This is a genomic window from Massilia sp. NBRC 108631 (assembly GCF_059704565.1).
The window spans coordinates 39,146-65,130 of sequence record NZ_BAAKJE010000061.1 but is presented as its reverse complement, the minus strand read 5'-3'; the positions used below and the strand labels follow the sequence as shown (position 1 = coordinate 65,130).

Sequence of the window (25,985 nt, the reverse complement as noted above, 5' to 3'; positions counted from 1 at the left end):
GGCATCGCCAACTCGATCCTGATCAAGATCAACCAGATCGGCACCCTGACCGAGACCTTCGCCGCCATCGAAATGGCCAAGCGCGCCGGCTACACCGCCGTGATTTCGCACCGTTCGGGCGAAACCGAAGACTCGACCATCGCCGACATCGCGGTGGGCACCAACGCGCTGCAGATCAAGACCGGTTCCATGTCCCGCTCGGACCGCATGGCCAAGTACAACCAGCTGCTGCGCATCGAGGAAGACCTGGGCAACACCGCCAGCTATCCTGGCCGCGCGGCGTTCTACAACCTGCGTTAATTCTTGGGCGCTTGCGCCGGTATCGGCGCTGGCGCCTGACTCCCGGCGGCAATATAGCGCCGCATCAGCTGCCATTGCTCGCGGAAGGCCAGGTAGGCCTTCTGCGACGCTTGCGGGCGTTCTCCGCCCAGCTTCCGCTCCATGATGTCCCTGCTACCCGCATTCAGGAACCAGCTCATGGGCGGCTCTTTCTCTCCCGTCACCTTGGGATAGCGCAGTTCGACGACGCGCTGCTCCGCGCAGCCGCCCAGGATGCGGATGGCTTCCGCCTCGGCTGCGTGTGCGCGCGCGTTCCTGCTTTGGTACAAGGCCAGCGGCGGTATCGTCAGTTCCGCCAGCAGCGGCGTTTTCGCTGCGGCGGGGCAGGTGCTGGTGCTGCCCGTGGCCGCGCTGCCGGTCGCCGCACCGGCTTGCGCGGTGGCTTGGGCATTGGCTTTGCTGGCCGCCGCGTCGCTGGCGTCGTGCTTGCAGATGTTCTCCTTGTTGCCTTTGCACAGCCATTCGTGTTCCCACGCCGGATCGTTTTCGATGACGATGACGACCACCCGGTCGTTCGGCCCCAGCAGGTCCTTTTCGGCATGCAGCCGGTTGAGGATGGTGTTGATGGTGGCCACGCCCGAGTTCTCGAAGTAGCCGCCGTCCACCAGGTAGTCCCACTCCGCGCGCGGACTGCGGGTGTACACCAGCCCGCCCGGACTGATATAGGGGAAGCGCGCGCTGTTGTGGACCGCGCCTGCCAGCGTGAGGCGGCTGGTGTCGAGCCGCTTGTCGAGCAGGTCGTAGGCTTCCGGCGGCAGGAAATCCAGGCTGGACTGCACCACGCGCTTGCCGTCGCTGACCGAGGCCGCGTTCAGTATCAGGTGGGGCAGGGCGTCCCGGCCCTGCTTCAGCGCGGGCAGCTTGCGCGTGAACCAGTCCGCAGCCGGGTCGTCAGGCATCAGCCGGCGCCAGTCCTCGGCCCAGCTTTCCTCCAGCCCGCGCGAGCGGTCGCAGCCGGTGCAAGGGAGCGGCGAAAAGCGCGCCAGCGCGTCCGGGTAGAGCATGTAGCCGATGGCTGGCGCCAGGAAGTCCTTGCCGAGGAATTCGAGCAAGGTGCGCGGCAGCGGCGCGCTTTCCTGGCCTGGCCTGCTGGCCAGTGCGCCGGCGAAGGCGGCCAGCCCCAGGCTGCCGCCGGACACGCCGCTCATGGCGTAGATATTGGGCGCGAAGCTGCGCCCGCTGGCGCGCGCGAAATTCTCCAGCTCCCACAGCATGGCGCCGGTCCAGTAGGCCGCGCGCGAAGCGCCGCCGGCGGAGGCCACCAGGTAGATCGGCTGGCCGGGGCGTGCAGCGTCGTGTTTCATCTTCCATTCGCGGAAATCGGCGATCAGCTTGTCCGGCGCGCCATGTTCCGCATCCGGGGCGGGCGCTGCCGACTGCGCCACCAGGTGGTTCTCGTTGCTGAACGAGGCGCCCAGGGCCAGTGCGAACGGCAGCAGCGTGAGCGCCGGCCAGCCCAGGCTTTTGGGCACGTACATCAGCGCGATACTGCCGAACAAGGTCCAGCCGCCCAGCGCGGCCAGCAGCAGGGCGGGCGAGCCGACCGCGCGCGCGGCGTCGGCCTTGCCAATCAGCACGGCTAACAGCAGCAGCCAGGAGGTCGCCACCATGGCCGCCATCATCACCACGGCGAGCGTGCCCAGCTTGTCGAAACGGGGATACGGGCAGTCGGGGCGATGCGCCCAGCCTGCAACGCCGAACAGCTTTTTGCGCACCACCACGAAGGCCAGGAAGAGACAGGACAAGATCGCCATCGGCAGCCAGTACAGCGGCGAATGCTGGCCGCCGAAGGCGAAATACAGTGTCATCGGAATGCAGCTCATCAGGCCTAGCAGGCGCGGCAGCCAGCACACCAGCGCCGTCGCGAAGCGCGGGCTGACGCAGTCGCCGATGTCGTCCAGCGGGAAGCGTTTGCCCAGCATGATGCGCGCGCAATACCAGGCGGTGAACGCCCAATAGGCCAACGCGAGCAGGAAGTACCAGTACCTGGCCTCGGTCCAGAATGCGCCGCTGTCGAAGCTTTGCACGGCCTCCAGCGTTTCGCGCGCCTGGGGCAGCTTCAGCAGGACGAAATTGCCCACGCCGACCGTGATCAAGGGAAAGAAGCACAGGGACAATGCGCGGCGCGCAAACGCTGTGCGGGTGACTTGCGTAGCGGGCATGCCAACCTCCACGAAAGCGTGACTGAAGCAGTGCCGCCTACCTTACCGCATAATCGTCATGCCGAGATACGCGAATTGTCACGCTGCGCGCCGTAGCGGCTTAGCCGGGCGTGGATGCGGCCGCCTGCACGTCGTGCAGCGGCAGCCGGATGGCGAAGCGGCTGCCTTTGCCCGGCCCTTCGCTGTGGGCCGCCACGCTGCCGCCGTGCAGTTCGACGATCTTGCGCACCAGCGCCAGACCCAGTCCCAGGCCGCCATCGGCCCGGTCCGGCCGGCGCACGCCTTGCGAGAACAGGTCGAAGATGCGCGGCAGCAGGCCGGCTTCGATACCGCTGCCGTTGTCGCTCACGGTCAGCAGCAGGTCGCCGCCGTCGCGCACGGCCTCGATCCGGATCTCGGATTGCGGCGGCGAATACTTGATGGCGTTGGCCAGCAGGTTGGCCAGCACCTGCACCAGCCGTATCGCGTCGCCGTTCACCCATAGCTCTTCGGCCATGGGCGCCACCGTCAGCGTATGTTGCTGGCCGGCGGCCATGCTGCCGGTCTGCTCGACCGCGCTGGCGATCACCGGCTGGATGCTGAGCGGCTTGCGGTCCAGCGAAATCAGCCCGCGCGTGACGCGCGACACGTCCAGCAGGTCATTGACCAGCCGGTTCATATGGCTGCTCTGGCGTGCGATGACCGCGCTGGCCTGGCGCAGCTGCTGCTCGCTCAGGCCCGGCATGGCCAGCATGTGGGCCGCCACGCTGATGGGCGCCATCGGGTTGCGCAGCTCGTGGCCCAGCATGGCCAGGAATTCGTCCTTGGCGCGGTTTTGCGCGTCCGCCACTTCGCGCGCGTGCTGGGCCTGCACCAGCAGCCGTTCGCGCTCGGCGGCCGCTTCGGCCAGCAGGTGCGCGGCCTGGTAGATGCTCTCGCCCAGTTCGTCCACTTCGGCGATGCCGGATGGCACGGGGCGCTTGGGCGGTGCCGAACCGATGGCGCCCGCCGCTGCGCTGGTCTGCGCGATGGCCTTGGCGATGCGTGCGCTGATGGCCCAGGCGGTGGCCACCGCCAGCAGCAGCGCCATCAGCAGGCCCAGGCCGGATAGCAGCGCAATGCGGCGCGCATTGCCGTCGATGCGGTCTTCGCCGGCGGTGATCACCACCCACCAGTTGGACATGCGGGACGAGGCCAGCACGGCGTAGCCGTCTTCTTGCATGGGCACCAGGCCGGTTTGCCCGGCGCGCATGGCAGCGGCGATGGCCGGCGGCGCCGGCGCGCCGATGTCGGTTTGCGGCCGGTTGGACTGGATCAAGCGGGCCTTGCTGTCGTAGATCCGGTAGGTCGTGCCTTCGTCATCCGGCGGCGGCAATGCCTTGGCCATCAGGGCTGCTTCGAAGGCATAGCTCATCACGTAGTGGCGGTCCTCGGCCAGCGCGAACGGATACTCCAGCGCCACCATGGGCTTGCGCGTGACGGGACCGGTCATCAGGTCCGTCACCGACACCTTGGCCGTGCCCAGCAGCTTGCCGATGCGTTCGCGCTCGGCGCGCGTGTCCGGCAGCACCGAGCCTTCCGGCAGCGCCGTATTGACGCGCTGCTGGCCGTTGGCGTCGTACAGCACCAGGTTGGCGTCGCGCCCGTCCATCAGCGCATGGGCCTTGCCGGCGAACGCTTCCATCTGCTCGGCTTCCAGCTTGCCCGAGGTGCTCAGCGCGCGCATCAGGCCGGCTGCCTCGTTCCACTGCGCGTCCACCGCCACCGAGGTGGCGCGCGCCGCTTCCTGCAGGCTGCGCACGCCCGCGTCGCGCTCGGCGTCGACCAGGCGCGCCAGCGGTGCGGCGAAGAACACCACCACGGGGACCAGGGCAACCGTGATGGTCAGGGCGAGCAGGGAACGAACTTTCATTGCAGCAGTTGCGGCTGAATGCAACTTATAATTATCTTAACTGCAACATTATATATGACACGGGGCGGCGCACCCTTAGAATTTCATCTCCAGGTTGGCCTGGAAGCGCGCCGAACCGGGCGTGCGGGTCCAGGTGCGGCTGCCGCCGTTGCTGTCGAGGTATTGCGAGTCGCCGATGCTGTCCTCGCCCAGCGCATTGCTGACGGCCAGCCGCAGCTGGTAGCCGGGGCGGAGCTTGTACAGCAAATAGGCTTCCAGCTCGCGCCGCGCCTGCAGCTGGCTGCTCTGCTGCTCGGAAACGCGCACCGGGCCGCCCTGGCGGTAGGACAGGCTGGCGCCGGCGCTGTATTTGTCCTCGCGGTAGTCGCTGCCCAGCACCACGCTGAGCGGAATCTGCTGGTCCAGGCGGTTGTCCGGACCGGGCACGGAATCGACCCGCGACCAGTTGCGGTTGACGCTGGCGCGGAAGTCGAAGCCCGGCCCGTCCTTCAGGATGGCCTTGAGCGGGAACTTCAGCTCCACGTCCAGCGAGCGCACGGTGGCGCTGCCGTCGTTGAGCGGCTGCACCAGCCAGTAGCCGCGCCCGTCCTGCGTCAGCTTGCTGCGGATGTAGTCCGAGATGCGGCGCTGCGAGGTGCCGACCGAGAATACGGCGCCGGGTGCGAAGAAATGCTCGTAGGTCAGGTCCACGCCGGTGGCCAGTTCCGGCTTCAGGTCGGGATTGCCGCTGTAGTCCGGGTTGAAGCGCGTGTTCAGGTCGGACTCGTAGCGGCGCGCGCTGAGCTGGCCGGTGTTGGGCGCCTTGAAGGTGCGCGTGAGCGCCAGGCGCAGCTGGCGGCCGCTCTTGTCCGGGAATTTGTAGAGGGTTTGCGCCACGGGACTGAGCACGCTGTTGCGCGACTGCGTGGCTTTCAGGCCGGTGCCGGAACTGTCGGTCTCGATGGATTCCCAGCGCGCGCCCAGGTAGACCGACCAGTCCTTGCTTACGTTCCACTCGTCCTGCGCGTAGACGGCGGCCTTGGTCACGACGGGGTTGAACTCTTCCTCGATACGGTCCGGCGCCAGGCCGATGATGCCTTCCACGCGGCGGTTGCTGTCTTCCGAACCCTGGCGGCTGACTTCCCAGCCTGTGGACAGCGCGTGGCCGTCGAATACGGTGCGGGTGTATTTGCCGGTGGTGCCGGAGTGCGTGAACTGCGACGAGGTGGCGCCTTCCCGCAGCAGCACGGTCCTGCGGTCCGCCGTGTAGGAGGTGGAGCGGCTGTCGCCGTCGGCGCTGGCGCGGCCGATGTTGGCCTTGGCGTCCAGCTTGCCGCCGGCGATTTTCGCCACCCAGTTGACGTCGACATTGCCGTAGGTGGAGCGGTTGCTGCCCGTGCCCTGGCGGTCCACATAGTCCGGCTGCGGGAAGCTGCCGGCACGGTTGCTGGTCAGCGTGCCGGACCCGTAGCCGGACCGCTGCGACTGGATGTAGGAGCTGAGATTGAACTGATCGTCGTTCTCCAGCTTCCAGTTCAGGCGCGGCGATATGCCGATCGAGGCCGAGTCGTTGCTCTGGCGGGTCGCTTTGTCGCGCAGTTGCAGCACCTGGCCGGACGGCGCCGTGAACTGTTCGGTGCTCTGGTTGGGGTTTTTGCCGAGAAAGCGCGAAGCGACGCCATTCAGGTACCAGGACAGCCTGCCGTCGCGGTCGGCCAGCGTGCCGTTGACGAACACATTGCGCTGCTGCCCGGAGCGCGCGGTGTTGATGCGCAGGTCGCGCTGCGGCTTGGACACCACTTTTTTCAGGATGATGTTGATGCTGCCGGCGATGGCCTGCATGGAATGCTCGGCCGTGGCGGCGCGCACCACCTCGATCCGTTCGATCTGGTCCGGCGCCAGGGTGTCCATGGTGAAGCCCGGAGGCGGGCGTTCGCCGTTCACCATGATCTGCGTATAGCCGTTGCCCAGGCCGCGCATGCGGATCGCATTGCCGATCACCGTCACGCCGGGCGCGCGTTTCAGCACGTCGAACACATTGGTGTCGCCGTATTTGATGATTTCCTCGTGGCTCATCACGGTCTTGCTGGCCGTGTCATCGCGGCGCGCATCGTAGGCGTCGGCGCTACCCTTGACCTCGACCTTGGTGATGGCGGGTTCCGGCGCGGCGGCCTTGGCGGGGGCGGCTTGAACAGCATCCTTGACGGCAGGCTTGGCTGCAGGCTGCTGGGCCAGGCCGGCGGTGGCCGTTCCGAGCAGGGCGGCCGCCAGGGCGATGGGGGTGAGGCGCAGGTTCATTTCGTGGCTCGGATATGACAAACGCGGCAATTATCATCCGGGCCTGCTAAATTGGCAACATTCTTTTGGTGCAATACCGAAATGCTCACGCATTTGATCGGGCGGGAAGGGCAGGGGGCGGCCGTGCGCCGCCCCCGCCCCGGCCGTTACGGCTGCGGGTCCCAGCCGGCGCTACTGTTAAATGCGCCGAACACCAGCTTGCGGGTGGCGAAGCCGGCCGCCACGTCGCCCGCGCTGAGCTGGAAGCCGCCCACGCGTGCGGCCAGGTTGAGCGGATTGCCCGCCAGGTCGGTGCTGCCGAACTCGCGCCAGCCGCTGGCGGCGGTCGGCGTCACCGGATTGGGCGCCGGCTGGCCGTTTACGCCCAGGCCGGCCCAGCCGGCAGGGGCCACGTGGCTGTCCATCTTGCAGTTGATGAAAGCGATGTTGTCCCAGGTGGCGGTGCCGCCCGGGCTGCGCGCCAGCCAGGTGGCGCCGTTCGGCACATCGCCGTGCAGCGGACCCGGGCCGGGGCCGTGCGTCAGGCTGCTGTTCAGGAACACGAAGCCTTTGTCGCCCGCATTGGGCACGCGCGCCTGCAGCACGTAGCCGCCGCCGGTGGCGCTGGTGGTGTCGCCCACGGAGCGGACTTCGCTTTCTTCGAACAGCGCGGCGCGGCTGCCGCCCCAGATGAAGTCCACATTGCCCGCCACCAGCGTGCGGTAGAACCAAGACCAGCCTTTCAGCTGCAGCGTGTCCTGCTCGCTGAAGAAACTGGCGTCGATGCCGACCAGGCGGCCGGCGTCGTTGTTGAAGTACAGGGTTTCGGCCTGCGCCGAAATCGAGGACGAGCGCAGCGTGGTGTTGCGGATGGTGAGCGTGTCCAGGCGCAGCATGTCGGACGCTTCCACCAGCATCACCGAGCGGCCGCCGGCGGGGGCGGTGGCCGCGCCCGGCGCCTGGCTGCCGCCGGAGCCGGCGTTCAGCGTGTCGTGGTTGGTGTACTGGATCACCACGCCGTCGCGGCTTTCGCCCTTCAGGGTCACGTTGTCCTTGGCGCGCAGGTAGAGCAGTTCGCGGTAAGCGCCGTTCTTGATGCTGATGGTGACCGGATCGGCCTTGGCGAACTCCTTCATGGCGAAGTTCAGCGCCGCTTGCACGGTGTTGAAGTCGCCGCTGCCGTCGGCGGCCACGGTGAGAACGGAGGACACGGCCGGCGGACCGGAGCGGGTGGCGAAGCTCCAGCCCCCCAGCTTGCCGATGCCTGCGAACGGCACGCCGCCCAGGATGCCGTTGACGGTGCCGTTGGCGATGGCCACGTAGTACTCGGCGCCGTAAGCCAGGCGGTTGCTGTGCGGGCGCACCGTCAGCGTGTTGCCGCTGATGGTGACCGGGGTGCTGTTTACTTTGCGGATGGCGGCCTGGCCTGCGTAGCCGATTTCCTCGGTCTCGCCGCTGATCCTGATCACATCGACCAGCGCGTCGTCGACCTTGCGGAAAATGCGGATGCTGCCGCCGCTGCCCAGCGTGGGCGGGCTGTCGAAGGTCAGCTGCAGGGCGGCGTCCACGTTCACGCCGTCCTGCTGCACGGCGGGGCTGGCGAGGCCGGCCAGGCCGTAGGTCTGGGTCGGCTGGATGAACTGCGCGGCGATGGTGGCAGCGATGCCGCGCTTCAGCGTGGGGTCGGAGTCGCTGGTGACGGTGATGTTGGCCGTGCCCGGTCCTACCGGGGTGATGGTCAAGGTGCCGCCGTTGACGCCCACTGCCACCACGGCCGGATTGCTGGAGCTGGCGCTGTATTCGTCGGCGCTGCCGTCGGCCTTGACGGCGGTGACGGCCACCTGCAGCGGTGCGTCGCCCGCTTCGGCGGCGTAGGTGGTGCCCGATGGGTTGAGGGTGAGCTGGGCCGGTTTCAGCGCCGGGTCGCCGATGCGCACGTCGTCGATCTGGAACGACTTGTTGGCGGTGTACAGGCCGACCAGGCCGCGCGCGGCGAAGGCGGTGTCGGTTACGCTGCCCAGCGATTCGCCGTCCAGGTAGATGGTAAGCGTGCTGCCTGTCATTTCAAAGCGCACGGTGTAGAACTGCGCGTCCATGTTGATGGGCTTTCTCACCTGCTTGGGCCGGCTCAGGGAGTTGTTCAGCATCTTGGCGATTTCCACCTGGGTGCTGGCGGTGGAGCTTTGCACGTTCAGGCCGCCGCCATACCAGTTGCTGGCGTTCTGGTAGCGCGTGATGAGGTAGAGCTGCTTGTTGCCGGTGGTGCCATTGGTGAGCGGCTTGATGCGCGCTTCCACGAAGTAGTCGCCGGACGGCACCGCCGCCATGGCGCTGGACTTGAGCAGCGCCAGGACGCCGCCGGTGCTGGCGGCGGTGTACTGCATCACCTTGTTGGCGCCGCCCACGGTTTCCGCCTTGACGGAGAAGCTGCCGTTCGGGCCGGCCAGCGGCAGCAGGTCCCAGCTGGCGCTGCTGCCGTTCTGGAAGTCGTCGCAGAAATACAGGCCGGTGGCCGGGCAGGCCAGCGTCAGGCCGGGATCGACCGAGACGTCGCCGGTGCCGGTGATGGCGGTGGTGAGCTTGCCGCCGCCCGCCTGCGCCACTGCGTTGGCTTTCACCAGCGCGGCCGGGCGCGGGCTGAAGGTGTACGGCGGCGTCCAGCCAACGGTGTCAGGCACCGTGCAGCCTGCCAGCGGCGCGCCGTTGTGCAGCGAGCCGGTGTCCTTGAAGGCGCCGGTGGGCGTGCCGCCGGGGTTCTTCACGACGTCGCCGCAGTTGCCGGTGCCGGCGATCTCGAACACGTTGGCGTTGGACAGGATCTTGGCGTTGTAGCCCGCGCCCACGCTGTAGTCGTAGCCGTAGATGGCGCCCGTTTTGCTGCCCACGAAGTAGTTGTTGAACAGGTGGACCTGGCCGTAGCGCACGCGCGGCGAGCGGCTGGTGACGTCGCGGAAGACGTTGTTGCTGAAGGTGATGCGCAGTTTGCCTTCGTCGGCCGAGGCGCTGTCGCTGGAGCCGATCAGGTTGTTCTTGTGGTGCTGCGTGAACACGTTGTAGGACGCGGTCACGTAGTCGGACGCATTGGTGATGTCCAGCGAACCGTCGTGGCACTGCTTGACCTTGCCGTTCTCGATGGGCAGCAGGTTGTCGGTCACGGGCACATCGGTGAATGTCACGTGGTCCACCCACACATGGTCGGCGCCGGAGACGGCAATCGCGTCGTAGGCCGAGTTCCAGTTGCCGGTGGCGCCGTCGTTCGGGTCCCACACCGGGCCGACGTCGCAGGGCGCCACGATTTTCAGGTTGCGGATGATGACCTGGGAGATGTTGGTGACCTGGATGTGGCCATTGACGATGCCGGCGTTGGCGCCGTCGCCGATCAGCGTGGTGTTGGGCTTCATGCGGATCACGCCGCGCGCGGCCTGGTCGCCGGTGTTGGCGTAGGGGACGCCTTCGCTCATGTCCACCGTGCCCACCAGTTTGATGATCTTGGGGTTGTTGCCGCCGTTGTTGAGGGCGGCGAGCAGTTGCGCGCGGTTGTTGACGGTGTAGATGTAGCTGCTGATGGCGGCCGCGCCGCCGGCGGTGCCGCCGGCCTGGCCCGCCCAGCCGTCGGCTGGTGCGGTCTGGCGGGCTGCGTCGATGGCGGCGGCATTGAGGGACGATGGCGCCGATGCGGCGAGCAGCATCCCAAGGCATAGCGCGGCCTTGAAACGGAGGTGTCTCATGTGTGCTCCTGTGACAGGAATCTATAGTGGGGAAAGCGAATCCGGGACCAGGCGGCGGCTAAGCGCGCCGGCGGCGCCGGACCAGCGCAATGGCGCCCGCGCCGGCCAGCACTATCGACAAGCTGCCCGGTTCCGGTACGGCCGCTGCCTGCTGCGCTTCGATGCTGGCGGTGACGGGGAAGAAATCGCCGCTCCAGGTCAGCCCGCCCAGGTCCAGCCCGAGTGCGGTGCCGCCGTCGAGGATGGAGAACACGGGCACGCCGGCGACTGCGCTGCCGTCCAGCAGCTTGAAGGCGGTGATGGGGGCAGCCAGGGTGGCGCCGAAGTCGAAGCGGAAGCTGTAGGCGCCGGGATCGAGCGGCGCGCCGCTGTTGTTGAAGATGGACAGGGTGCCGTCGGCGGCGAAGTCGAAGGCGAAGATGGCGTCGGCGCTGATGAACTCCACGCCGGCGCCGAGCGGGTCGAGCGCGCTCCGGTTGCCGCCGGGCGAGCCGCTGAAGCCGTCGTCCAGCCCCAGCATGGCGCCGCCCGCGCCATTGTAGGTGGCAGTGATGACGGCGTTCTGCAGCGGCAGGATGCTAGCGTGCGCGGTGGCAGGAAGGGCCGTGGCGGTGATTGCGGTCATGGCGGATGCGGCGATGGCCGCGCGCGCCAGTGTCTCCCATGTTGTTTTTTTCATGTGTGCTCCTGGATTTGTGGGACAGCGGTGAAGAGCAGCGACCCGCGTGCCGGGGCGCTGTGGAGGACACCTCGCGTGTCCGGTGCCGCGTTGACGAGGGCTGGAGGAAGGCGTGCCGAGGTCTCTGCGGGGAGAACTTGCATTTTGCATACGTGACAAATTGATTCTACTTTGGCCTGACCAGTATTTCAAGGTGGACTGGCCAATCATTTTAAATAGTCGCGCGCGATACAAGAAATCCAACACTTTGCTTGTAAAAAATGACAGATTGCGCCATCATCACTAAATGAGAATAAGTCTCATTCAATATAAGAAAATAAAACCTGGATAGCATTTTCAATGGCAACTGGTATCGAAATTCGTCAGCAATTTATTGTCTCCCGCCCTCAGCTTCGCGACGCCGCCGCCCGCATTCTCGGTTGCCGCCAGCGCGCCGAGGACGTGGTGCAAGACGCGTTTTTGAAACTGGCGGATGGCATGGAGGAGCTGCACGTGAAGAACGCGCATCCCTATTTGTATCAACTGGTGCGCAACTTGGCGATCGACCGCTACCGCCGCAGCAGCTTCGAGGCGCAGGTATTTTCCTGCGAGGAGGCGGGCGTGGACGTGGGCTCGGGCGCGGCCACGCCGGAGGCGCATGCCATCCATGCCCAGCAGCTGATGCTGGTGGGTCGCGCGCTGGCCACGCTGCCGGAGCGCACCCGCGCGGCGTTCGAGCTGCACCGGCTGGGCGGCGAGACCCAGCGCGAGGTGGCCCGGCAACTGGGTATCTCGGCCACCCTGGTCAATTTCTTGATACGCGACGCCATGCAGTGCTGCCGCGATGCCCTGCGGGCGTGACTGGCACAAGATATCAAATGAGCAAAATTAGCTTTTGCCGAGAATGATTATCATTTATCATTCCCGTTATTGAGAATAAGTCTCATTTAATCGGGGTGTGCAATGAATTGGATCTGTATCGGCGTGGCCTGCGCGGCCGCGCTTTGTCTCTACCTGGCTTCGCCGCACCAGGCGCTGTGGCGCAGCGTGCCGGCAGCGCTGCGCGGCAAGCTGCGCTGGCTGGCCGTGCCGCTGGGCGCGGCGGCAGTGCTGCTGGCGGCCGCCGAATACGGTTTCTGGTGCGCCGTATTCATCACCCTGTCCGGGCTGATGCTCGCGCTGGTGGCGCTGCCGTATCTGGACGCCTGGAACAGGGGGCGCCATGTGGGGTAAGTCCTTCGCCGCGGCGCTGCTGGCGCCGCTCCTGGCGGTGGCGCTGGTGGGCCTGGCCGCGCTCCTGAGCAGCAACCAGCAGCGCGATACGCTGCCCGCGCTGCTGCTGTTCTTCCCGGTCTGGGTTGCGCTGATGGCGGCCGCCTTCCATTTCAAGTCCGGGCTGCGCGCCTGGCTGTGGATGGGCGGGGCCACGCTCGCCGGCTTCGGCCTGCTGATTGCGCTGAAGGCCAGTGGCCTGGTGAGGATCGCGGCATGAAGGCGTCCACGCTGCGCACCTACATCGCGGTGCATACCTGGGTCGGCCTGGTGGCCGGCTTCGCGCTGTTCATCGCCTTCTATACCGGGGCCATCACGATCTTCACCAAGGAGCTGCATACCTGGGAGACGCCCGCCTCGCAGCGCGCGGCAATGGAGCCGCCGGCGCGCGCCCAGGAGTTGGTCGACGCCGTGCTGCGCCGCCACCCGCAGGCGAAGGAATCGTTTCTGCTGCAACTGCCCACGCTGAACGAGCCGCATCTCTCGCTGCACTGGGACGAACATGCCAAGGACGGCAGCGAGACCGAGCACCTGTTCCGGCTGGCGCCGGACGGCACGCTGCTGGAGGTGAAGCCGCATTCGGCGCTGTCGCATTTCCTGTACCGCCTGCACTATACGGCCGGGCTGCCGGCCAGCTGGGGTGTCTATGTGCTGGGCGTGGTGTGCATCCTGTACGGGCTGGCGCTGGGCACCGGCGTGGTGGCGTACGCGCCCGCCTTCCTCAAGGACCTGTTCGCGCTGCGCATCGGGAAGAACCTGAAGCGCATGTGGCAGGACGCGCATAACGTGGTGGGCATCCTGTCGCTGCCGTTCCATATCATCTTCGCGTGGAGCGGCGCGGTGCTGGCGCTGGGCGTGCTGCTGCTGGCGCCGTTCCAGTTCATGGTCTTCGACGGCAAGCTGCTGGAACTGATCCAGCTGGACATCTCGGCCGCGAAGCCGGCCGTGGCGGCAGGCGTGGCGCAGCCTTCGCTGCCGGCCGGCGAGCTGCTGGCGCGCGTGCGGCAGGCGGCGCCGGGCATGGCGGTGGAGTTCGTGCGCTACCACCATGCGGGCGACGCCAATGCGCAGATCGAAGCCTATGGCAGCGTGGGCCAGCGCACCTTGACCAGTTCCGCCGCCGTGGTGATGAAGGCGGCCGACGGCGCCGTGGTGCGTGTGAACACGCCGGAGCAGTTCAGCCCCGGCACCACGTTCCTGCGCGGCCTGCAGGCCTTGCATTACGGGAATTTCGGTCACGCGGCCGTGCAATGGCTGTATTTCCTGCTGGGCCTGGCCGGTGCCTTCCTGTTCTACAGCGGCAATCTGCTGTGGATCGAGGCGCGCCGCAAGCGCCAGGCGGTGCAGCAGCCACGCAGCGGCAAACTGATGGCGCAGGCTACGCTGGGCGTATGCCTGGGCTGCGTGGCGGGCGTGTCGGCGGTGTTCCTGGTGAATAAGCTGTTCCCGGCGTTGCCGGGCCAGTTGCCGCTGTGGGAGGAGCGCGCCTACTACGCGGTGTTCCTGTTGTCGGTGGCGTGGGCTTTTGCGCGCCCGCCGGCGCGTGCCGCCCTCGAGCTGCTGTCGCTGAGCGCCGGGCTGACGCTGGCCATTCCGCTGGCGCAGTGGGCCGACAGCGGCGTCAATCCGCTGCAGTCGCTGTGGCGGGGGGAGTGGGTGGTGGCCGGCGTGAACCTGGTGGCACTGCTGGCCGGACTGGGGTTCCTGAAAATGGGGCGCGCCGCGCTAAAACGCGGGCGCGAAGGCGATCCGTGCAGCGTATGGTCGCTGCGCGCGGCGCCTGCCGCCGCCGAGCGGCAGCGCGCCGCTTAAGATCAGAAGCGGTAGCCCGCGTTGAACTTGATCTCGCGGGAGGCGCCGAAGAAGCAGCCGTAGGTGCAGGAAGCGATGTAGATCTTGTCCGCCAGGTTGCGCACGTTCAGCGCCACGCGCCAGTTCAGGTAGTCGTAGCTGACCATGGCGTCGGCGATGGTGGCCGCCGCGATTTTCCCAGACACCCAGGTGCCGACGGTTTCGCCCACGTAGCGCGCGCCCAGGCCGGCCTTCAGGCCCTGCACGCCGAAGGGCGCGCTGTAGTCGGCCCACAGCGACAGCTGGTTGTATGGCACGCCGCCCTGGCGCTTGCCGATGAAGGAGGGGATGGTCATGCGGGTGATGCGCGCATCCGTATAGGCGTAGGCCGCCAGCAGGTTGATCTGCCTGTTGAGCGCCGTGCGGACTTCGAACTCAACGCCGCGCGAGCGTACTTCGCCTACCTGGATCTGCGCGCCGGGGTTGCTGGCTGGCGCGTCCGGGTCCGGCGCCAGCACATCGCTTTGCGTCAGCTGGTAGGCGGTGGCGCTCAGCATGGTGCCGCCGTTGCCGGGCTGGTAGCGCACGCCGGCTTCGAACTGTTCGCCGCGCGTCGGCTTGAAGCGCTGGTTGTCCTTGTCTATGCCGCTGGCTGGCTCGAACGACTGGCTCCAGCTGGCGAACGGCGCCACGCCGTTGTCGAACAGGTAGACTGCGCCGGCGCGGCCGGTCCACGCGCTGTTCTTCTCCTTGGACCAGGACGTCGGCGGCGTCAGCGGCGCGGTGGTTTCGCTGGTGTTGTCGTGGCGGACGCCGGCCAGCAGCACCAGGCGGTCCAGCTTCATCTGGTCCTGCAGGTAGGCGCCGGCGCGGCGCTGCTTGGTGTCCGGATACCAGTCGAACAATTGGCGCTGCGCACCCGGCTGCGCGCCGTAGGCCGGCTGGAACATGTTGATCGGCGCGATCTCGCGGTTATACCGCTCGCTGCTGTGGAACTGGTAGGTATAGTCGCCGCCCAGCAGGAAGCGGTGGCGCAGCGCACCGGTGTGCAGCTTGTGTTCGACGAAGACGTCCGCCGTGGCCATGTGCGACTCGTCGGTGCGGTCCTGGGCGCCGCGCGCCTGTGCCAGCAGGCCGGCCGCACCGGCGCCCGGCACCCAGCCATACAAGCTGGTGGAGGGGAAGTCGATGTCGGCCTTGAAGTAGCGCAGGCCGTGGTGCAGCTTGGTGTCGTCGCTGAACTTGTGGTCCAGCTGGTAGCCCGCCGAGTACTGCGTGTTCTTGTACTTGTCGTAGCCCGGTTCGCCGGTAAACAGGTGGCGCGACAACGCGCCGTTCGGATTGGCGGCGATGGTGCCTTCTACCGGCAGCGCGTAGTTATAGGCCGTGTTGTCGCGCTGGTAGTGCGACAGCAGGCTCAGACTGGTGTTGGCGCCCAGTTGCCAGGTCAGCGTGGGGGCAATGTAGACGCGGTCGTCGTCCACGTGGTCGGTCATGGTGGCGCTGTCGCGCAGCAGCGCGGTCAGGCGCCAGGTCACATTGCCGGCCGGGCCGAGCGCGCCGCCCACGTCGGCGGTGAACTGTTTGCGCGACAGGTTGCCCGCTTCCAGGTTCACCTCGTTCACCGTGCCCGCGCGCGCGCGCTTGCTGACGGTGTTGATGATGCCGCCCGGCGCGGCCGCGCCATACAGCACCGATGCGGCCCCTTTCAGTACTTCGATCCGTTCCAGGCCGTACAGCTCCTGCTTGCCGTCGTAGACGTTGACCATGAACTTGGCGCCGTCGCGGTACATGGAGCCGCCGCCGGCGCCGGTGGAGAAGCCGCGCAGCATGAAGCCGTCGGTGGTCTTGTCGTTCGCTTCCAGGCGTGCCACCCCGGCGGTGTAGCCTAGTGCGTCCATCAGGTCGCCGGCGCCCTGCGTCGAGAACTGGTCCGACGTCACCACCGACACCGACTGCGGCGTTTCGATGATGGGGGTGTCGGTCCTGGCGCCGGCCGAGCTGCGCGAGGCGATGTAGGCGCTTTCCTTGTCGGCGGTGGCCCGCACTTCCACGGTGGGCAGGGTGGCTTCGGCCGCACAGGCGTAGCCGCCAGCGAGGGCCAGATGGACGGAGACTGCCAGCATCCTGGCCGGCGTGTTGGGTTGGGAAATCATGGGGAAGAGGTACCTCAAGGTTGATAAAAGATGTGCTCCTCCCATTAGACGAACCAGGCGGCCGCCTGTTCAGTACTTGCTAGCGCAAGCGGCGGTGCTTGCGGTAGAACGATTCCAGCTCGGCGCCGATCAGCTCCTGGCCGGACGTCACCATGAAATCCTGGAAGGCCGCCGCGATCCTTGGCAGCGGCTGGTCCACCAGGTGCATCACGTGCCATGAGCCCTCCACCGGGCTCTCCTTCATCGGCAGGATGTCGATCAGGCCCGCCTCGAACTCCAGGGCGCAGGCGTGCACCGACACGAAGCCCACGCCCAGCCCGGCCGCCACCATGCTCTTGATCGCCTCGTTGCTCGACACTTCGGAGCCGAAGTGCAGCGTGTGGCCCGCGTCCTTGAACACCCGCTCCACGGTGGTGCGCGTGCCCGAACCGCGTTCGCGCACCAGCAGGTTGGCCTGCACCACGTCGTCGATGGTGACGCGCTTCTTCTTCATCAGCGGATGCCTGGGGCTGGCCACGAAAGCCATGGGATGGTGCGCGAAGCGCGCGGCGTTGATGCGGAACTCGCGCGGCGGCGTGCCCATGATGGCAAGATCGATCTCCTTGCGCGACAACATGGCCACGATCTCGCTGCGGTTGCCCACGTGGAGCTTCATCCGCACGTTGGGGCGTTCGGTGGTGAACTTCACCAGCATGGACGGCAGCAAGTGCTCCGCTGTCACCACCGCGCCGATGCGCAAGGTGCCGCTGCTCACACCGCGCAGTTCGCCCAGCTCATCGCCGGCCTGTTCCCACAGCTGCAGGATGCGTTCCGAAAACTGCAGCATCACTTCACCTGCCGCCGTGAGCTGGATATTGCGGCCGACCTTGCGCGTGAGCGCAGTGCCGGCCAGGTCTTCCAGCGCGCGCAACTGCGCCGAAATGGCGGGCTGTGTGACGTGCATTTCTTCAGCCGCGCGTGACACGCTTTCATGCCGGCCGACAAGAACCAGCGCCTGGAGCTGGCGGAAACTCGCGTGATACATAAGCTATTCCTTATCAATCAGTCGAAAGAAGTAATTTTTGTTTTCTTTCCGAGGGGACTATATTAACAGCCAGAAGGAGGGAAAAACCATGCAAACCATCGTTATCGTAGGCGGAGGCGCAGGCGGCCTCGAACTGGCAACCCGGCTCGGAGACACCATGGGCCGCAAGGGCCACGCACGGGTGATACTGGTCGACCGTTCACCCACCCACTTCTGGAAACCCCTGCTGCACACGGTTGCCTCGGGCAAGCGCGATCCGCAGGTGTTCCAGATTGAGTACTCGGCCCAGGCGGCCGAACATGGCTTCACCTTCATGCACGCCGAGCTGCGCTCGGTGGACCGCGCAGCGCGCGTGCTGGAGCTGGCGCCGTGTCTGTCGGACGATGTGGGCGAAGTGCGGGCCACGCGCGCGCTGGGCTACACCACGCTGGTGCTGGCGCTGGGCGCGGTGACCAACTTCTACGGCGTGCCCGGCGCGGCGGAACATGTCTGCACGCTGGACAATGTGCGCGAAGCGAAGGGCTTCTATCGCCGCTTCTTCGGCGCCTGCGTCAGGGCCAGCGAGGCTGCGGGGAAAGAGGGCAACGCGGTGAACGTGGTGATCGTGGGCGGCGGCGCCACCGGCGTGGAGCTGGCGGCGGAGCTGGGCTACAGCGCCCGTGCGCTGGCCAGGTACAAAATCCACACGCTGGATCCGGCGCGAGACGTACGCATCAGCATACTGGAACGCGGGCCGCGCCTGCTGCCGCACCTGCCGCTGGAACAGTCGGCGCGCGCCGAGGCGTACCTGAAGTCGCGTGGCATCGAGATCCGCACCGGCACGGCCGTCACGCAAGTTGGTGCGGACAGCGTACATGTGAAGGAAGGCGAGGGCGAGACGCAACTGCGGCCGGCCAGCCTGACGCTGTGGGCGGCAGGCGTGGAGGGCTCTGCCATCACCGGCACGCTGGGCCTGTCGCTGAACCGCATGCGGCAGATCATGGTCAGGCCCACGCTGCAATCGGTGGACGATCCCGAGGTGTTCGCCATCGGCGACTGCGCCAGCTTCGTCTGCCCGGTGAAAGGCGCCGCGCCGCCGCGTGCGCAGGTGGCGCATCAGCAAGCAGTGTTTTTGGCCGCCGCGCTGGGCAGGCGCGAAGGCAGGCCGCTGCCCGAGTTCAGCTACCGCGACTACGGTTCGCTGGTGTCGCTCGGCCCGGTGGCGGCGGTGGGCGTGCTGCTGGGCGGCTCGTATGGCAGCAAGCTGCCGGTCAGCGGCGCGTTCGCCAACCTGCTGTACGGCTTGATGTACCAGAAACACCTGATGGCGCTGCACGGCTTTGTCCGCGCCGCCGCCGTCACCCTGGCCGACTGGCTGCGCAAACGGATCTCGCCATCGGTTAAGCTGCATTGATGCAGAGACGAGGCGTCCTTACCCTCGCTGCCCCGGCCTTGTTGCTGGGTGCAGCGTTTCCGTCTTATGCCGTGTTCATGCCAGGCGCCATCACGCTTGCCTGCGGTGGCCTGCAGGACGCGGGCGCGCCGGGCGCGGACGGCGCCGTTCCGGATGCGCGGCGGCGGCTGACGCAGCGCGACGCCGACGCCTGGAGCGAGCGCCTGCGCAGCCACCTCGCGCTGGCCCGCTATCCTTCCTCGTTGACTGCCTCGTTGACCGCCGCCTTGCAGCGGCCGGCGGCGCCGGCTGCGCCACCGGCACCGTGCGAGTGGAAGCCAGGCGCAGGTGGGCGGGGGCGGGTTTTGACCGGACGCGAACCTGGCCGAGATGCGCCTGCGCAGCCCGGACTGCTGGCGTCGCCGACAACCATGTGAGCGATAACATTTCGCCTGCGTATTGGGGCAAAAATCGCTATCATGGCGGGATGACTACCGCCGCCGCTCCCCGTCCTCATATTTTCACCCTCGCATGGCCCCTGTTAATCGAGCTGTTCCTGGCCGTGCTGGCCGGCGTGGTCGGCACCGCCATGGCGGCGCGGCTGTCGGACACGTACGGCGCGGCTTTTGCTATCGCCAACAACATTTCAGTGACCTTGTTCCTGCTGTTCCGCATCGTCGGTTCCGGCATCGGCGTGGTCATCACGCAGAACCTGGGCGGCGGGCGGCGCGATATGGCCAACAAGGTGGCGCTGGCCATGCTCGGCGCGAGCACCTGGCTGGGCGTGTTCACCGCGCTGCTGGCCTTCGCCGGCGCCGGCTGGCTGCTGGAGATCATGCGCGCGCCGGCCGAGGTACTGCCGCTGGCCACGCCGTTCCTGCAGGCGCTGGCCGCCGCCATGCTGCTCGACGCCTGGAACGCCGCCATGGCCAGCGTGATGCGGGCCCACCTGCGCACGCGCGACACGCTGCTGGTGCTGGTGGCCATGCACCTGAGCCACCTGGTGCTGGCCTGGCCGCTGATGTATGGCTGGGGCCCGGTGCCCGCCATGGGCCTGCCGGGTTTCGCCCTCGCGCTGCTCATCAGCCGCGTGCTGGGACTGGTGCTGCACCTGATGCTGTGGCGCCGCCATCTCGGCATCCACCCCGTGGCCAGCGATTGGTGGAAGCTGCGCCGCGCCGAACTGGCCGCTGTGCTGCACATCGGCGTGCCGGCGGCTGCTGAGAATATCGCCTGGCGCCTGGCCTTCATGGCCAGCATGGCGGTGGCCGGAACGCTGGGCGCGCAGGCGCTGGCCACGCTGGCCTATGTGCACCAGGTGGGCAGCGTGGTGGTGATGTTCAGCCTTGCCACCGCCTTCGCAGTCGAGATCATGGTGGGCCACATGATAGGCGCGGGCGAGCTGCGCGAGGCGCATGGCCTGGTGCGCGGCGCGCTGGCGCGCGGCCTGGTGATCAGCGCCGTGATCTCGGGCAGCGTGGCGCTGGCCGGCCCCTGGCTGCTGGGCTGCTTCACGCAGGACCCTGTCATCATCGAGAACGGCTCGGTGCTGCTGTGGATCGCGGTGCTGCTGGAGCTGGGCCGCACCTTCAACCTGGTGGTCATCAACGCGCTGCGGGCGGCGGGGGATGCGCGCTACCCGGTGGCGGCGGGCGCCGCGTCGATGGCCATCGTGCTGGCCGGCGGCAGCTGGCTGCTGGGGATCTACTTCGGGCTGGGGCTGGTCGGGCTGTGGATTGCCTACGCCACCGACGAATGGATACGCGGCCTGACCATGTGGCGCCGCTGGTCGGTGCACGCCTGGGTGCCGCACGCGCGCGCCGCGCGGCGCCGGCTGCGGGCGAAAACGCCGCCGCTGTAGCCGATGCCCCGGCGCTCAGGCGTCCGGATACAGTCCGTGCGTGCGGGCGAACAGGCGCGTGAGGCCGAGCAGGGCGTCGATATTGGGCGTGGCTACGCCGACCCGCTGGCCTATTTCGCGCACCGCCGACACCAGCGCGTCGATCTCCATCGGCCGGCCCGCCTCCGCATCCTGCAGCATCGAGGTCTTGAATGCGCCCAGCTTGCGCGTCACCTTGTGCCGGTCCTCCGGCGTCTCGTCGATGACGCAGCCGATGCGGCGGCCGATCGCCGCCGCTTCATGCATGGCCGAGATGCAGAAGCGCGCCACCAGCGGGTCATCCAGCACACGGTCGGCGGTGGCGCCGGTCATGGCGGAGACCGGGTTGGTGGTCATATTCCCCCACAGCTTGTACCAGATGTCGTAGCGGATGCGCTCCGACAGGGTGGCGCTGAAGCCGGCCCGCGCGAACAGCGCCACGACGCGGCGCGCACGCCCGGACACGCCGCCTGCCGGTTCGCCGATGATAAGTCCCTGGCCCATCTTGTGTACCACCAGCCCTGGCTCGGCGGTCGAGGTGCTGGCATGGACCACGCAGCCCAGCACCAGGTGCTGGGGGATGGCGGCGGCGATGCGCCCGCCCGGGTCCACGCTGGCCAGAGGCGTACCGGTGAAGCCTTCCCCGAACCACCACGGCACGCCATTCATGGCCGGCAGCACCACGGTGTCCGGCCCGAGCAGGGGAGCGATGGTGGGCGCCACCGCGCCCAGCGACTGGCCTTTCACGGCGATGATGACGAGATCCTGTACGCACAGCGCTGCGATGCCGGCCGGGCTGGCCGCATCCACCGTGGCGGCCGGCGCCTGCAGCAGGCCGTCGGCGGTTTGCATGCGCCAGCCATGCTCGCGCAGTGCGGCCAGCGTGGCGCCGCGCGCCAGCGCAGTCAAGCTACCGTCCTCAGCGGCGCCCGCACCGGCCAGCCGCACACCCAGAAATCCGCCGATGGCGCCCGCGCCAACGATGCACACCTTCATTCCCGCCTCCTCAAAAAAATCAGAATGCTGCACTGCAATGTAAACGCCGATACAATAGAATAGAGCTTACTAGTAAAGGAGAACGACCATGCAGAACCGTCCCTTCATCGCGCCCGAGCGCTTCAACGACCCGGCAGCGGCGCTGGCCCAGGTCCAGGCGCTGTACGACGGCAGCATACGGCATCTGCGTGAATCGCTGCAACGCTTCGTCGACGGCGAAACGCCCGACGAGCATGTACGCGCCTGCTACCCCTACGTGCGGGTGCACACCGATACCGTGGCGCGCGCCGATTCGCGCCTGTCCTACGGCTTCGTGGCCGGTCCCGGCACCTACGAGACCACGCTCACCCGGCCCGACCTGTTCGCGCGCTACTACCACGAGCAGTTCCGCCTGCTGCTGAAGAACCACGGCAGCAAGCAGCAAGTGCAGATCGAAGTGGGCATGAGCGCGCAGCCGATTCCCATCCATTTCTCGTTCGCCGAGAACGACCATATCGAAGGCAGCATGAGCGCCGAGCGCCGCCTGCTGATGCGCGACGTGTTCGACCTGCCCAACCTGGCAGCGATGGACGACGGCATCGCCAACGGCACCTTCGAGGCGCCGTTCGGCGAAGCGCAGCCGCTGTCGCTGTTCACGGCGCCGCGCGTGGACTACTCGCTGCAGCGCCTGCGCCACTACACCGGCACCTTGCCGGCCTACTTCCAGAAGTTCGTGCTGTTTACGAACTACCAGTTCTACATCGACGAATTCATCAAGCTTGGCCACGAGATCATGGGCCGCTCCGCGCAAGGGGAGGATGACTATGTGGCCTTCGTGGAACCGGGCAACCTGGTGCTGCGCCGCGCCGGCGCGCCGTCCGAGCCGGGCGACGAACTGGGCTCGCCCCTGCCGCGCCTGCCCCAAATGCCGGGCTACCACCTGGTGCGCAAGGACGGCAGCGGCATCAGCATGGTCAATATCGGCGTGGGCCCGGCCAACGCCAAGACCATCACTGACCACATCGCCGTGCTGCGCCCGCATGCCTGGCTGATGCTGGGCCACTGCGCCGGCCTGCGCAACACGCAGGAACTGGGCGACTACGTGCTGGCGCACGGCTACGTGCGCGAGGACCACGTGCTGGACGAGGACCTGCCGCTGTGGGTGCCGATCCCGCCGCTGGCCGAAGTGCAGGTCGCAATCGAGGCCGCCGTGGCGGAAGTGACGCAGCTGACCGGGCATGACCTGAAGCGCGTGATGCGCACCGGGACCGTGGCCAGCACCGACAACCGCAATTGGGAGCTGCTGCCACAGCGCACGCCGGAGCGGCGCTTCAGCCAGAGCCGTGCGGTGGCGCTGGACATGGAAAGCGCCACCATCGCCGCCAACGGCTTCCGCTTCCGGGTGCCGTACGGCACGCTGCTGTGCGTGAGCGACAAGCCGATGCATGGCGAGATCAAGCTGCCGGGCATGGCCAATGCGTTCTACCGCGAGCGCGTGGACCAGCACCTGCGCATCGGCATCCGCGCCGTGGAGATGCTGCGCGAGCTGGGCGTGGACAAGCTGCACAGCCGCAAACTGCGCAGCTTCGCCGAGGTCGCGTTCCAGTGATGGCGGCGTGATTGCCGGCGCACCGCCGGGCGGGACAGGCGGCAGGCCGCCACCCGCCACCGCCGTCACTCCCTGAGCAGCGGCTGGATAATGCTGCTGAAATCCAGCCCCCCGGAGCCCGACAGGCTATGCATCCCATACAGGTTGCGCGCCAGTTCGCCCAGCGGGACCGCGCAGCGCGCCGCGATGGCCGCTTCCGCCGCCAGCCCCAGGTCCTTGTGCATCAAATCCACGCCGAATCCGCCGCTGTAGCCGCGCGCGGCCGGCACGTTCTCCATCACACCCGGGTACGGGTTATACAGTTCCAGCGCCCAGTTGCGCCCCGAGCTCTTGCCCATGATGTCCGACAGCACCTTCGGGTCCAGCCCGTGCGCCGCGCCCAGCGCCAGGGCTTCGGCGGTGCCCGCCATCAGTATCCCCAGCAGCATGTTGTTGCAGATCTTGGCCACCTGGCCCGCGCCGCTGGCCCCCGCATGGAAGATATTCTTGCCCATGGCGGACAAATAGGGCCGCGCGCGCTCCAGCGTAGCCGCCTCGCCGCCGACGATAAAGGTCAGCGTGCCGGCCGCCGCGCCTGCGGTGCCGCCTGACACCGGCGCGTCGAGCGCCGCCAGTCCGCGCGCCGCCAGCGCCTGCGCCACCGCCTGTGCCGTGGCGGCGGCAATAGTGCTGCAGTCGACTACCAGCGCGCCGTCCGCAATATGCTGCACGATGCCTTGCTGGCCGAGGTAAAGGCTGTGCACGTGCGCGCTCGCGGGCAGCATGGAGACAACGACGTCCGCGGCTTCCACGGCGGCGCGGGCGGACGGCGCGCTGCGGGCGCCGGCGCCGGCCAGGCTTTGCACGGCGCCGGCGGACAAGTCGAACACGGTCAGCTCATGGCCGGCCTTGAGCAGGTTGTGCGCCATCGGGGCGCCCATGTTGCCCAGGCCGATGAATGCGATGTGGCTCATGCGGTTTTCCCTTCGAGGTTCAGCGGGGCGAAAAAGCCTTCGCCCCAGGTTTCACTCACGTCGGCCAGGCTGGCGGGCTGCCAGCGCGGCTGATTGTCCTTGTCGATGATGAGGGCGCGGATACCTTCGGCGAAGTCCGGCCGCGCCGCGCATACCAGCGAGACGCCCAGTTCCAGCTGGAATACCTCGGCCAGCGAGAGGTGTTTGGCGCGCTGCTGGATGGCGAAGGCCAGCCAGGCAGCGCCCGGCGAGCCTTTGCGAAGGGCAGTGGCCGCCTTCTGCAGCCAACGGTCCTCGCTTTCCAGCGTTGCGATGCGCAGCACCATGTCGCCGAAATTGCCGCTGGCGCACAAGTCGTTGATCAGGTCGTAGTGCTCGCGCAGCGGGCTGGCGGGGGCGGGCGGTGCGCACTGCTGCAGGCGAGCGAGCAGGCCGTTCAGATGCTCGTGGTTGGCGGCCGGCGCCTTGGCCCATTCCTGCGTTTGCAGCATGTCGATCAGCCGCGCCTTGTCCGTGTGGGCCGCGCGATAGTCCGCCAGGCGGGCAAACTGCGCGTCCGCCGCGCTCAGCGCGGCGCCGGTGAGCGCGAGGAAGGGGCCGGTGTGGCCGGGCGCGCGGTTCAGGAACCAGCTGCCGCCCACGTCCGGATACAGGCCGATTGCCACTTCCGGCATCGCCAGCCGCGAGCCTTCGGTAACCACGCGATGGCTGGCGCCCGCCATCAGCCCGATGCCGCCGCCCATCACGATGCCGTGCCCCCACACCAGCACCGGCTTGGCATAGGTATGGATGCGGTAGTCCAGCGCGTACTCGCGGCTGAAGAACTCCAGCGCGTAGCTGTTGGCCAGCGGATCGGCGGCCTGCGGCGAGGCGTGGTGCTCGCGCATGGAACGGTACAGCTGCTGCAGGTCGCCGCCGGCGCAGAACGCCTTGTCTCCCGAGCCCTCCAGCATCACCAGCATGACGGCCGGATCGGCATCCCAGGCCGCCAACTGCTCATCCAGCAGCGTGATCATCTCCAGCGATAGCGCGTTCAGCGTAGCAGGCGCGTTCAGCGTGGCCACTCCGATCAGCGACTCGCCGCCGGCTTGGCTGCGGCAGGGCAGGGTGCGGAACAGTACCGGCGCCTCGCTCATGCCTGCCTCCACACCGGCTGGCGCTTCTCGAGGAAGGCCTGCACCCCTTCGCGCTGGTTGGCGCCGCCGAACAGGCCGACGAAGGCTTCGCGCTCGGCCGGCAGCACATGCGCCATCGGCTGGCGGCGCGCGCCCTGGATCAGCTGCTTGCAGGCCTGCACGCTGGCAGGGCTTTGTCTGGCCGCCTGCGCCGCGAGCGCCAGCGCGCGCGGCAAGGCGCCGCCGGTTTCCACCACTTCCTCCACCAGGCCGATGCGCTGCGCCGTGGCCGCATCGACGCGTTCGCCGCACAAAATCATGCGCTTGGCCCAGCCTTCGCCCACCAGCCACGCGAGGTTCTGCGTGCCGCCCGCGCAAGGCAGCAGGCCCACTGCGGCTTCCGGCAGTGCCATCTGCGCCTGCGTTTCGGCGATGCGCAAGTCGCAGGCCAGCGCGCATTCCAGTCCGCCGCCCATGGCATAGCCGTTGATGGCCGCAATCGACACGCCACGGAAGTCCGACAGCGCCTCGAACGCCGCGCCGAACAGGCGCGCCATCTCATGCGCCACCGCCACGTCGCCGTCCGCAAACAGCTTCAGGTCGGCGCCGGCCGAGAAGAACTTGGCGCCGCCGCCGGTCACCACCAGGCTGTAGACGTCCGGATTGGCGTTCAGGTCTTCCACCAGCCGGCGCAGCTCGCGCAGGCTGTCCGTGGTCCAGGTGTTGGCCGGCGGGTTGGCCAGCGTGAGCACGGCGGTGTGCTCCATGATCTGCAATTGCAAATTGGTGTAGGTAGTCACTGGGT

The 25,985-nt window shown here is 67.6% G+C and carries 18 protein-coding genes and 1 pseudogene; 8 read left to right on the top strand and 11 right to left on the bottom strand.

The features are described from left to right. Window positions 1-300, top strand: a pseudogene (gene eno, locus AC6H42_RS06935) (phosphopyruvate hydratase); the annotation flags it as partial. Here eno and AC6H42_RS06930 read toward each other — a convergent pair. The 5 genes from AC6H42_RS06930 to AC6H42_RS06910 form a co-directional block, all read right to left on the bottom strand. Continuing rightward, on the bottom strand, window positions 297-2,501 hold the full coding sequence (locus AC6H42_RS06930; protein ID WP_497547698.1) for a hypothetical protein: 2,205 nt from the start codon (window positions 2,499-2,501) through the stop codon (window positions 297-299). The pseudogene eno and the gene AC6H42_RS06930 overlap by 4 nt on opposite strands. A gap of 100 nt (window positions 2,502-2,601) precedes the next feature. Then, on the bottom strand, window positions 2,602-4,392 hold the full coding sequence (locus AC6H42_RS06925) for a sensor histidine kinase (protein ID WP_057154790.1): 1,791 nt from the start codon (window positions 4,390-4,392) through the stop codon (window positions 2,602-2,604). Between the two features lie 75 nt (window positions 4,393-4,467). Further along, a complete protein-coding gene (locus AC6H42_RS06920; protein ID WP_057154791.1) occupies window positions 4,468-6,669 on the bottom strand; it encodes a TonB-dependent receptor plug domain-containing protein in 2,202 nt (733 codons plus the stop codon). 146 nt (window positions 6,670-6,815) lie between these two features. Then, complete coding sequence (locus AC6H42_RS06915) at window positions 6,816-10,376, bottom strand: pectinesterase family protein (protein ID WP_082551735.1); 3,561 nt, start codon at window positions 10,374-10,376, stop codon at window positions 6,816-6,818. Window positions 10,377-10,434: 58 nt separating this feature from the next. Continuing rightward, a complete protein-coding gene (locus AC6H42_RS06910; protein WP_497547696.1) occupies window positions 10,435-11,055 on the bottom strand; it encodes a PEP-CTERM sorting domain-containing protein in 621 nt (206 codons plus the stop codon). Window positions 11,056-11,394: 339 nt separating this feature from the next. Between AC6H42_RS06910 and AC6H42_RS06905 the strand changes: the two genes are divergently transcribed. From AC6H42_RS06905 to AC6H42_RS06890, 4 genes are all read left to right on the top strand, one after another. Then, on the top strand, window positions 11,395-11,895 hold the full coding sequence (locus AC6H42_RS06905) for an RNA polymerase factor sigma-70 (protein ID WP_497547695.1): 501 nt from the start codon (window positions 11,395-11,397) through the stop codon (window positions 11,893-11,895). A gap of 102 nt (window positions 11,896-11,997) precedes the next feature. Next, entirely contained in the window at window positions 11,998-12,267 is a 270-nt protein-coding gene (locus AC6H42_RS06900) for a hypothetical protein (protein WP_057154795.1), read from the top strand. Then, the gene (locus tag AC6H42_RS06895; protein WP_497547694.1) at window positions 12,257-12,526 is read left to right on the top strand and encodes a hypothetical protein; all 270 of its coding nucleotides are present in this window, start codon (window positions 12,257-12,259) and stop codon (window positions 12,524-12,526) included. Before AC6H42_RS06900 ends, AC6H42_RS06895 begins: the two co-directional genes overlap by 11 nt. Next, complete coding sequence (locus AC6H42_RS06890) at window positions 12,523-14,118, top strand: PepSY-associated TM helix domain-containing protein (RefSeq protein WP_497547693.1); 1,596 nt, start codon at window positions 12,523-12,525, stop codon at window positions 14,116-14,118. Before AC6H42_RS06895 ends, AC6H42_RS06890 begins: the two co-directional genes overlap by 4 nt. A gap of 2 nt (window positions 14,119-14,120) precedes the next feature. Here AC6H42_RS06890 and AC6H42_RS06885 read toward each other — a convergent pair whose 3' ends face one another. After that, window positions 14,121-16,253, bottom strand: a complete 2,133-nt coding sequence (locus AC6H42_RS06885) for a TonB-dependent siderophore receptor (protein WP_497547692.1) — start codon at window positions 16,251-16,253, stop codon at window positions 14,121-14,123. Between the two features lie 79 nt (window positions 16,254-16,332). Then, a complete protein-coding gene (locus AC6H42_RS06880) occupies window positions 16,333-17,277 on the bottom strand; it encodes a LysR family transcriptional regulator (RefSeq protein WP_057154799.1) in 945 nt (314 codons plus the stop codon). A gap of 88 nt (window positions 17,278-17,365) precedes the next feature. On the opposite strand from AC6H42_RS06880, the gene AC6H42_RS06875 reads away from it, so the two are divergent. Continuing rightward, window positions 17,366-18,670 carry an NAD(P)/FAD-dependent oxidoreductase gene (locus AC6H42_RS06875; protein WP_497547691.1) on the top strand — a complete coding sequence of 435 codons (1,305 nt, stop codon included), beginning with the start codon at window positions 17,366-17,368 and terminating at the stop codon, window positions 18,668-18,670. A 466-nt stretch (window positions 18,671-19,136) separates the two neighbouring features. Further along, the gene (locus AC6H42_RS06870; protein ID WP_497547690.1) at window positions 19,137-20,510 is read left to right on the top strand and encodes an MATE family efflux transporter; all 1,374 of its coding nucleotides are present in this window, start codon (window positions 19,137-19,139) and stop codon (window positions 20,508-20,510) included. Window positions 20,511-20,525: 15 nt separating this feature from the next. Here the strand turns inward: AC6H42_RS06870 and AC6H42_RS06865 are convergent, their stop codons facing one another. Beyond that, complete coding sequence (locus tag AC6H42_RS06865; protein ID WP_497547689.1) at window positions 20,526-21,524, bottom strand: 2-dehydropantoate 2-reductase; 999 nt, start codon at window positions 21,522-21,524, stop codon at window positions 20,526-20,528. Window positions 21,525-21,612: 88 nt separating this feature from the next. Between AC6H42_RS06865 and AC6H42_RS06860 the strand changes: the two genes are divergently transcribed. Continuing rightward, window positions 21,613-23,112: an AMP nucleosidase gene (locus AC6H42_RS06860; RefSeq protein WP_057154804.1), complete on the top strand. Its 1,500-nt coding sequence runs from the start codon at window positions 21,613-21,615 to the stop codon at window positions 23,110-23,112. 65 nt (window positions 23,113-23,177) lie between these two features. On the opposite strand, the gene mmsB is transcribed toward AC6H42_RS06860, so the two are convergent. Genes mmsB through AC6H42_RS06845 form a run of 3 tightly spaced genes read right to left on the bottom strand, consistent with a single transcriptional unit; the run spans window position 23,178 to window position 25,980 of the window. Further along, window positions 23,178-24,065 (bottom strand): 3-hydroxyisobutyrate dehydrogenase, encoded by an 888-nt coding sequence (gene mmsB / locus AC6H42_RS06855; RefSeq protein WP_497547688.1) that lies wholly within the window; start codon window positions 24,063-24,065, stop codon window positions 23,178-23,180. Continuing rightward, the gene (locus tag AC6H42_RS06850) at window positions 24,062-25,201 is read right to left on the bottom strand and encodes an enoyl-CoA hydratase/isomerase family protein (RefSeq protein WP_082551738.1); all 1,140 of its coding nucleotides are present in this window, start codon (window positions 25,199-25,201) and stop codon (window positions 24,062-24,064) included. Before AC6H42_RS06850 ends, mmsB begins: the two co-directional genes overlap by 4 nt. Then, window positions 25,198-25,980, bottom strand: coding sequence for an enoyl-CoA hydratase (locus AC6H42_RS06845; protein ID WP_057154806.1), 783 nt, complete (start codon window positions 25,978-25,980; stop codon window positions 25,198-25,200). Before AC6H42_RS06845 ends, AC6H42_RS06850 begins: the two co-directional genes overlap by 4 nt. Between the last annotated feature and the right edge of the window lie 5 nt (window positions 25,981-25,985).

Bases quoted from the DNA above. Each gene is read 5' to 3' on its own strand.
- AC6H42_RS06880 (WP_057154799.1), bottom strand. From the start codon at position 17,277: ATGTATCACGCGAGTTTCCGCCAGCTCCAGGCGCTGGTTCTTGTCGGC.
- AC6H42_RS06870 (WP_497547690.1), top strand. From the start codon at position 19,137: ATGACTACCGCCGCCGCTCCCCGTCCTCATATTTTCACCCTCGCATGG.
- mmsB (WP_497547688.1), bottom strand. From the start codon at position 24,065: ATGAGCCACATCGCATTCATCGGCCTGGGCAACATGGGCGCCCCGATG.
- AC6H42_RS06900 (WP_057154795.1), top strand. From the start codon at position 11,998: ATGAATTGGATCTGTATCGGCGTGGCCTGCGCGGCCGCGCTTTGTCTC.
- AC6H42_RS06860 (WP_057154804.1), top strand. From the start codon at position 21,613: ATGCAGAACCGTCCCTTCATCGCGCCCGAGCGCTTCAACGACCCGGCA.
- AC6H42_RS06865 (WP_497547689.1), bottom strand. From the start codon at position 21,524: ATGAAGGTGTGCATCGTTGGCGCGGGCGCCATCGGCGGATTTCTGGGT.
- AC6H42_RS06925 (WP_057154790.1), bottom strand. From the start codon at position 4,392: ATGAAAGTTCGTTCCCTGCTCGCCCTGACCATCACGGTTGCCCTGGTC.
- AC6H42_RS06885 (WP_497547692.1), bottom strand. From the start codon at position 16,253: ATGATTTCCCAACCCAACACGCCGGCCAGGATGCTGGCAGTCTCCGTC.
- AC6H42_RS06930 (WP_497547698.1), bottom strand. From the start codon at position 2,501: ATGCCCGCTACGCAAGTCACCCGCACAGCGTTTGCGCGCCGCGCATTG.
- AC6H42_RS06910 (WP_497547696.1), bottom strand. From the start codon at position 11,055: ATGAAAAAAACAACATGGGAGACACTGGCGCGCGCGGCCATCGCCGCA.
- AC6H42_RS06875 (WP_497547691.1), top strand. From the start codon at position 17,366: ATGCAAACCATCGTTATCGTAGGCGGAGGCGCAGGCGGCCTCGAACTG.
- AC6H42_RS06895 (WP_497547694.1), top strand. From the start codon at position 12,257: ATGTGGGGTAAGTCCTTCGCCGCGGCGCTGCTGGCGCCGCTCCTGGCG.
- AC6H42_RS06905 (WP_497547695.1), top strand. From the start codon at position 11,395: ATGGCAACTGGTATCGAAATTCGTCAGCAATTTATTGTCTCCCGCCCT.
- AC6H42_RS06850 (WP_082551738.1), bottom strand. From the start codon at position 25,201: ATGAGCGAGGCGCCGGTACTGTTCCGCACCCTGCCCTGCCGCAGCCAA.
- AC6H42_RS06920 (WP_057154791.1), bottom strand. From the start codon at position 6,669: ATGAACCTGCGCCTCACCCCCATCGCCCTGGCGGCCGCCCTGCTCGGA.
- AC6H42_RS06890 (WP_497547693.1), top strand. From the start codon at position 12,523: ATGAAGGCGTCCACGCTGCGCACCTACATCGCGGTGCATACCTGGGTC.
- AC6H42_RS06915 (WP_082551735.1), bottom strand. From the start codon at position 10,376: ATGAGACACCTCCGTTTCAAGGCCGCGCTATGCCTTGGGATGCTGCTC.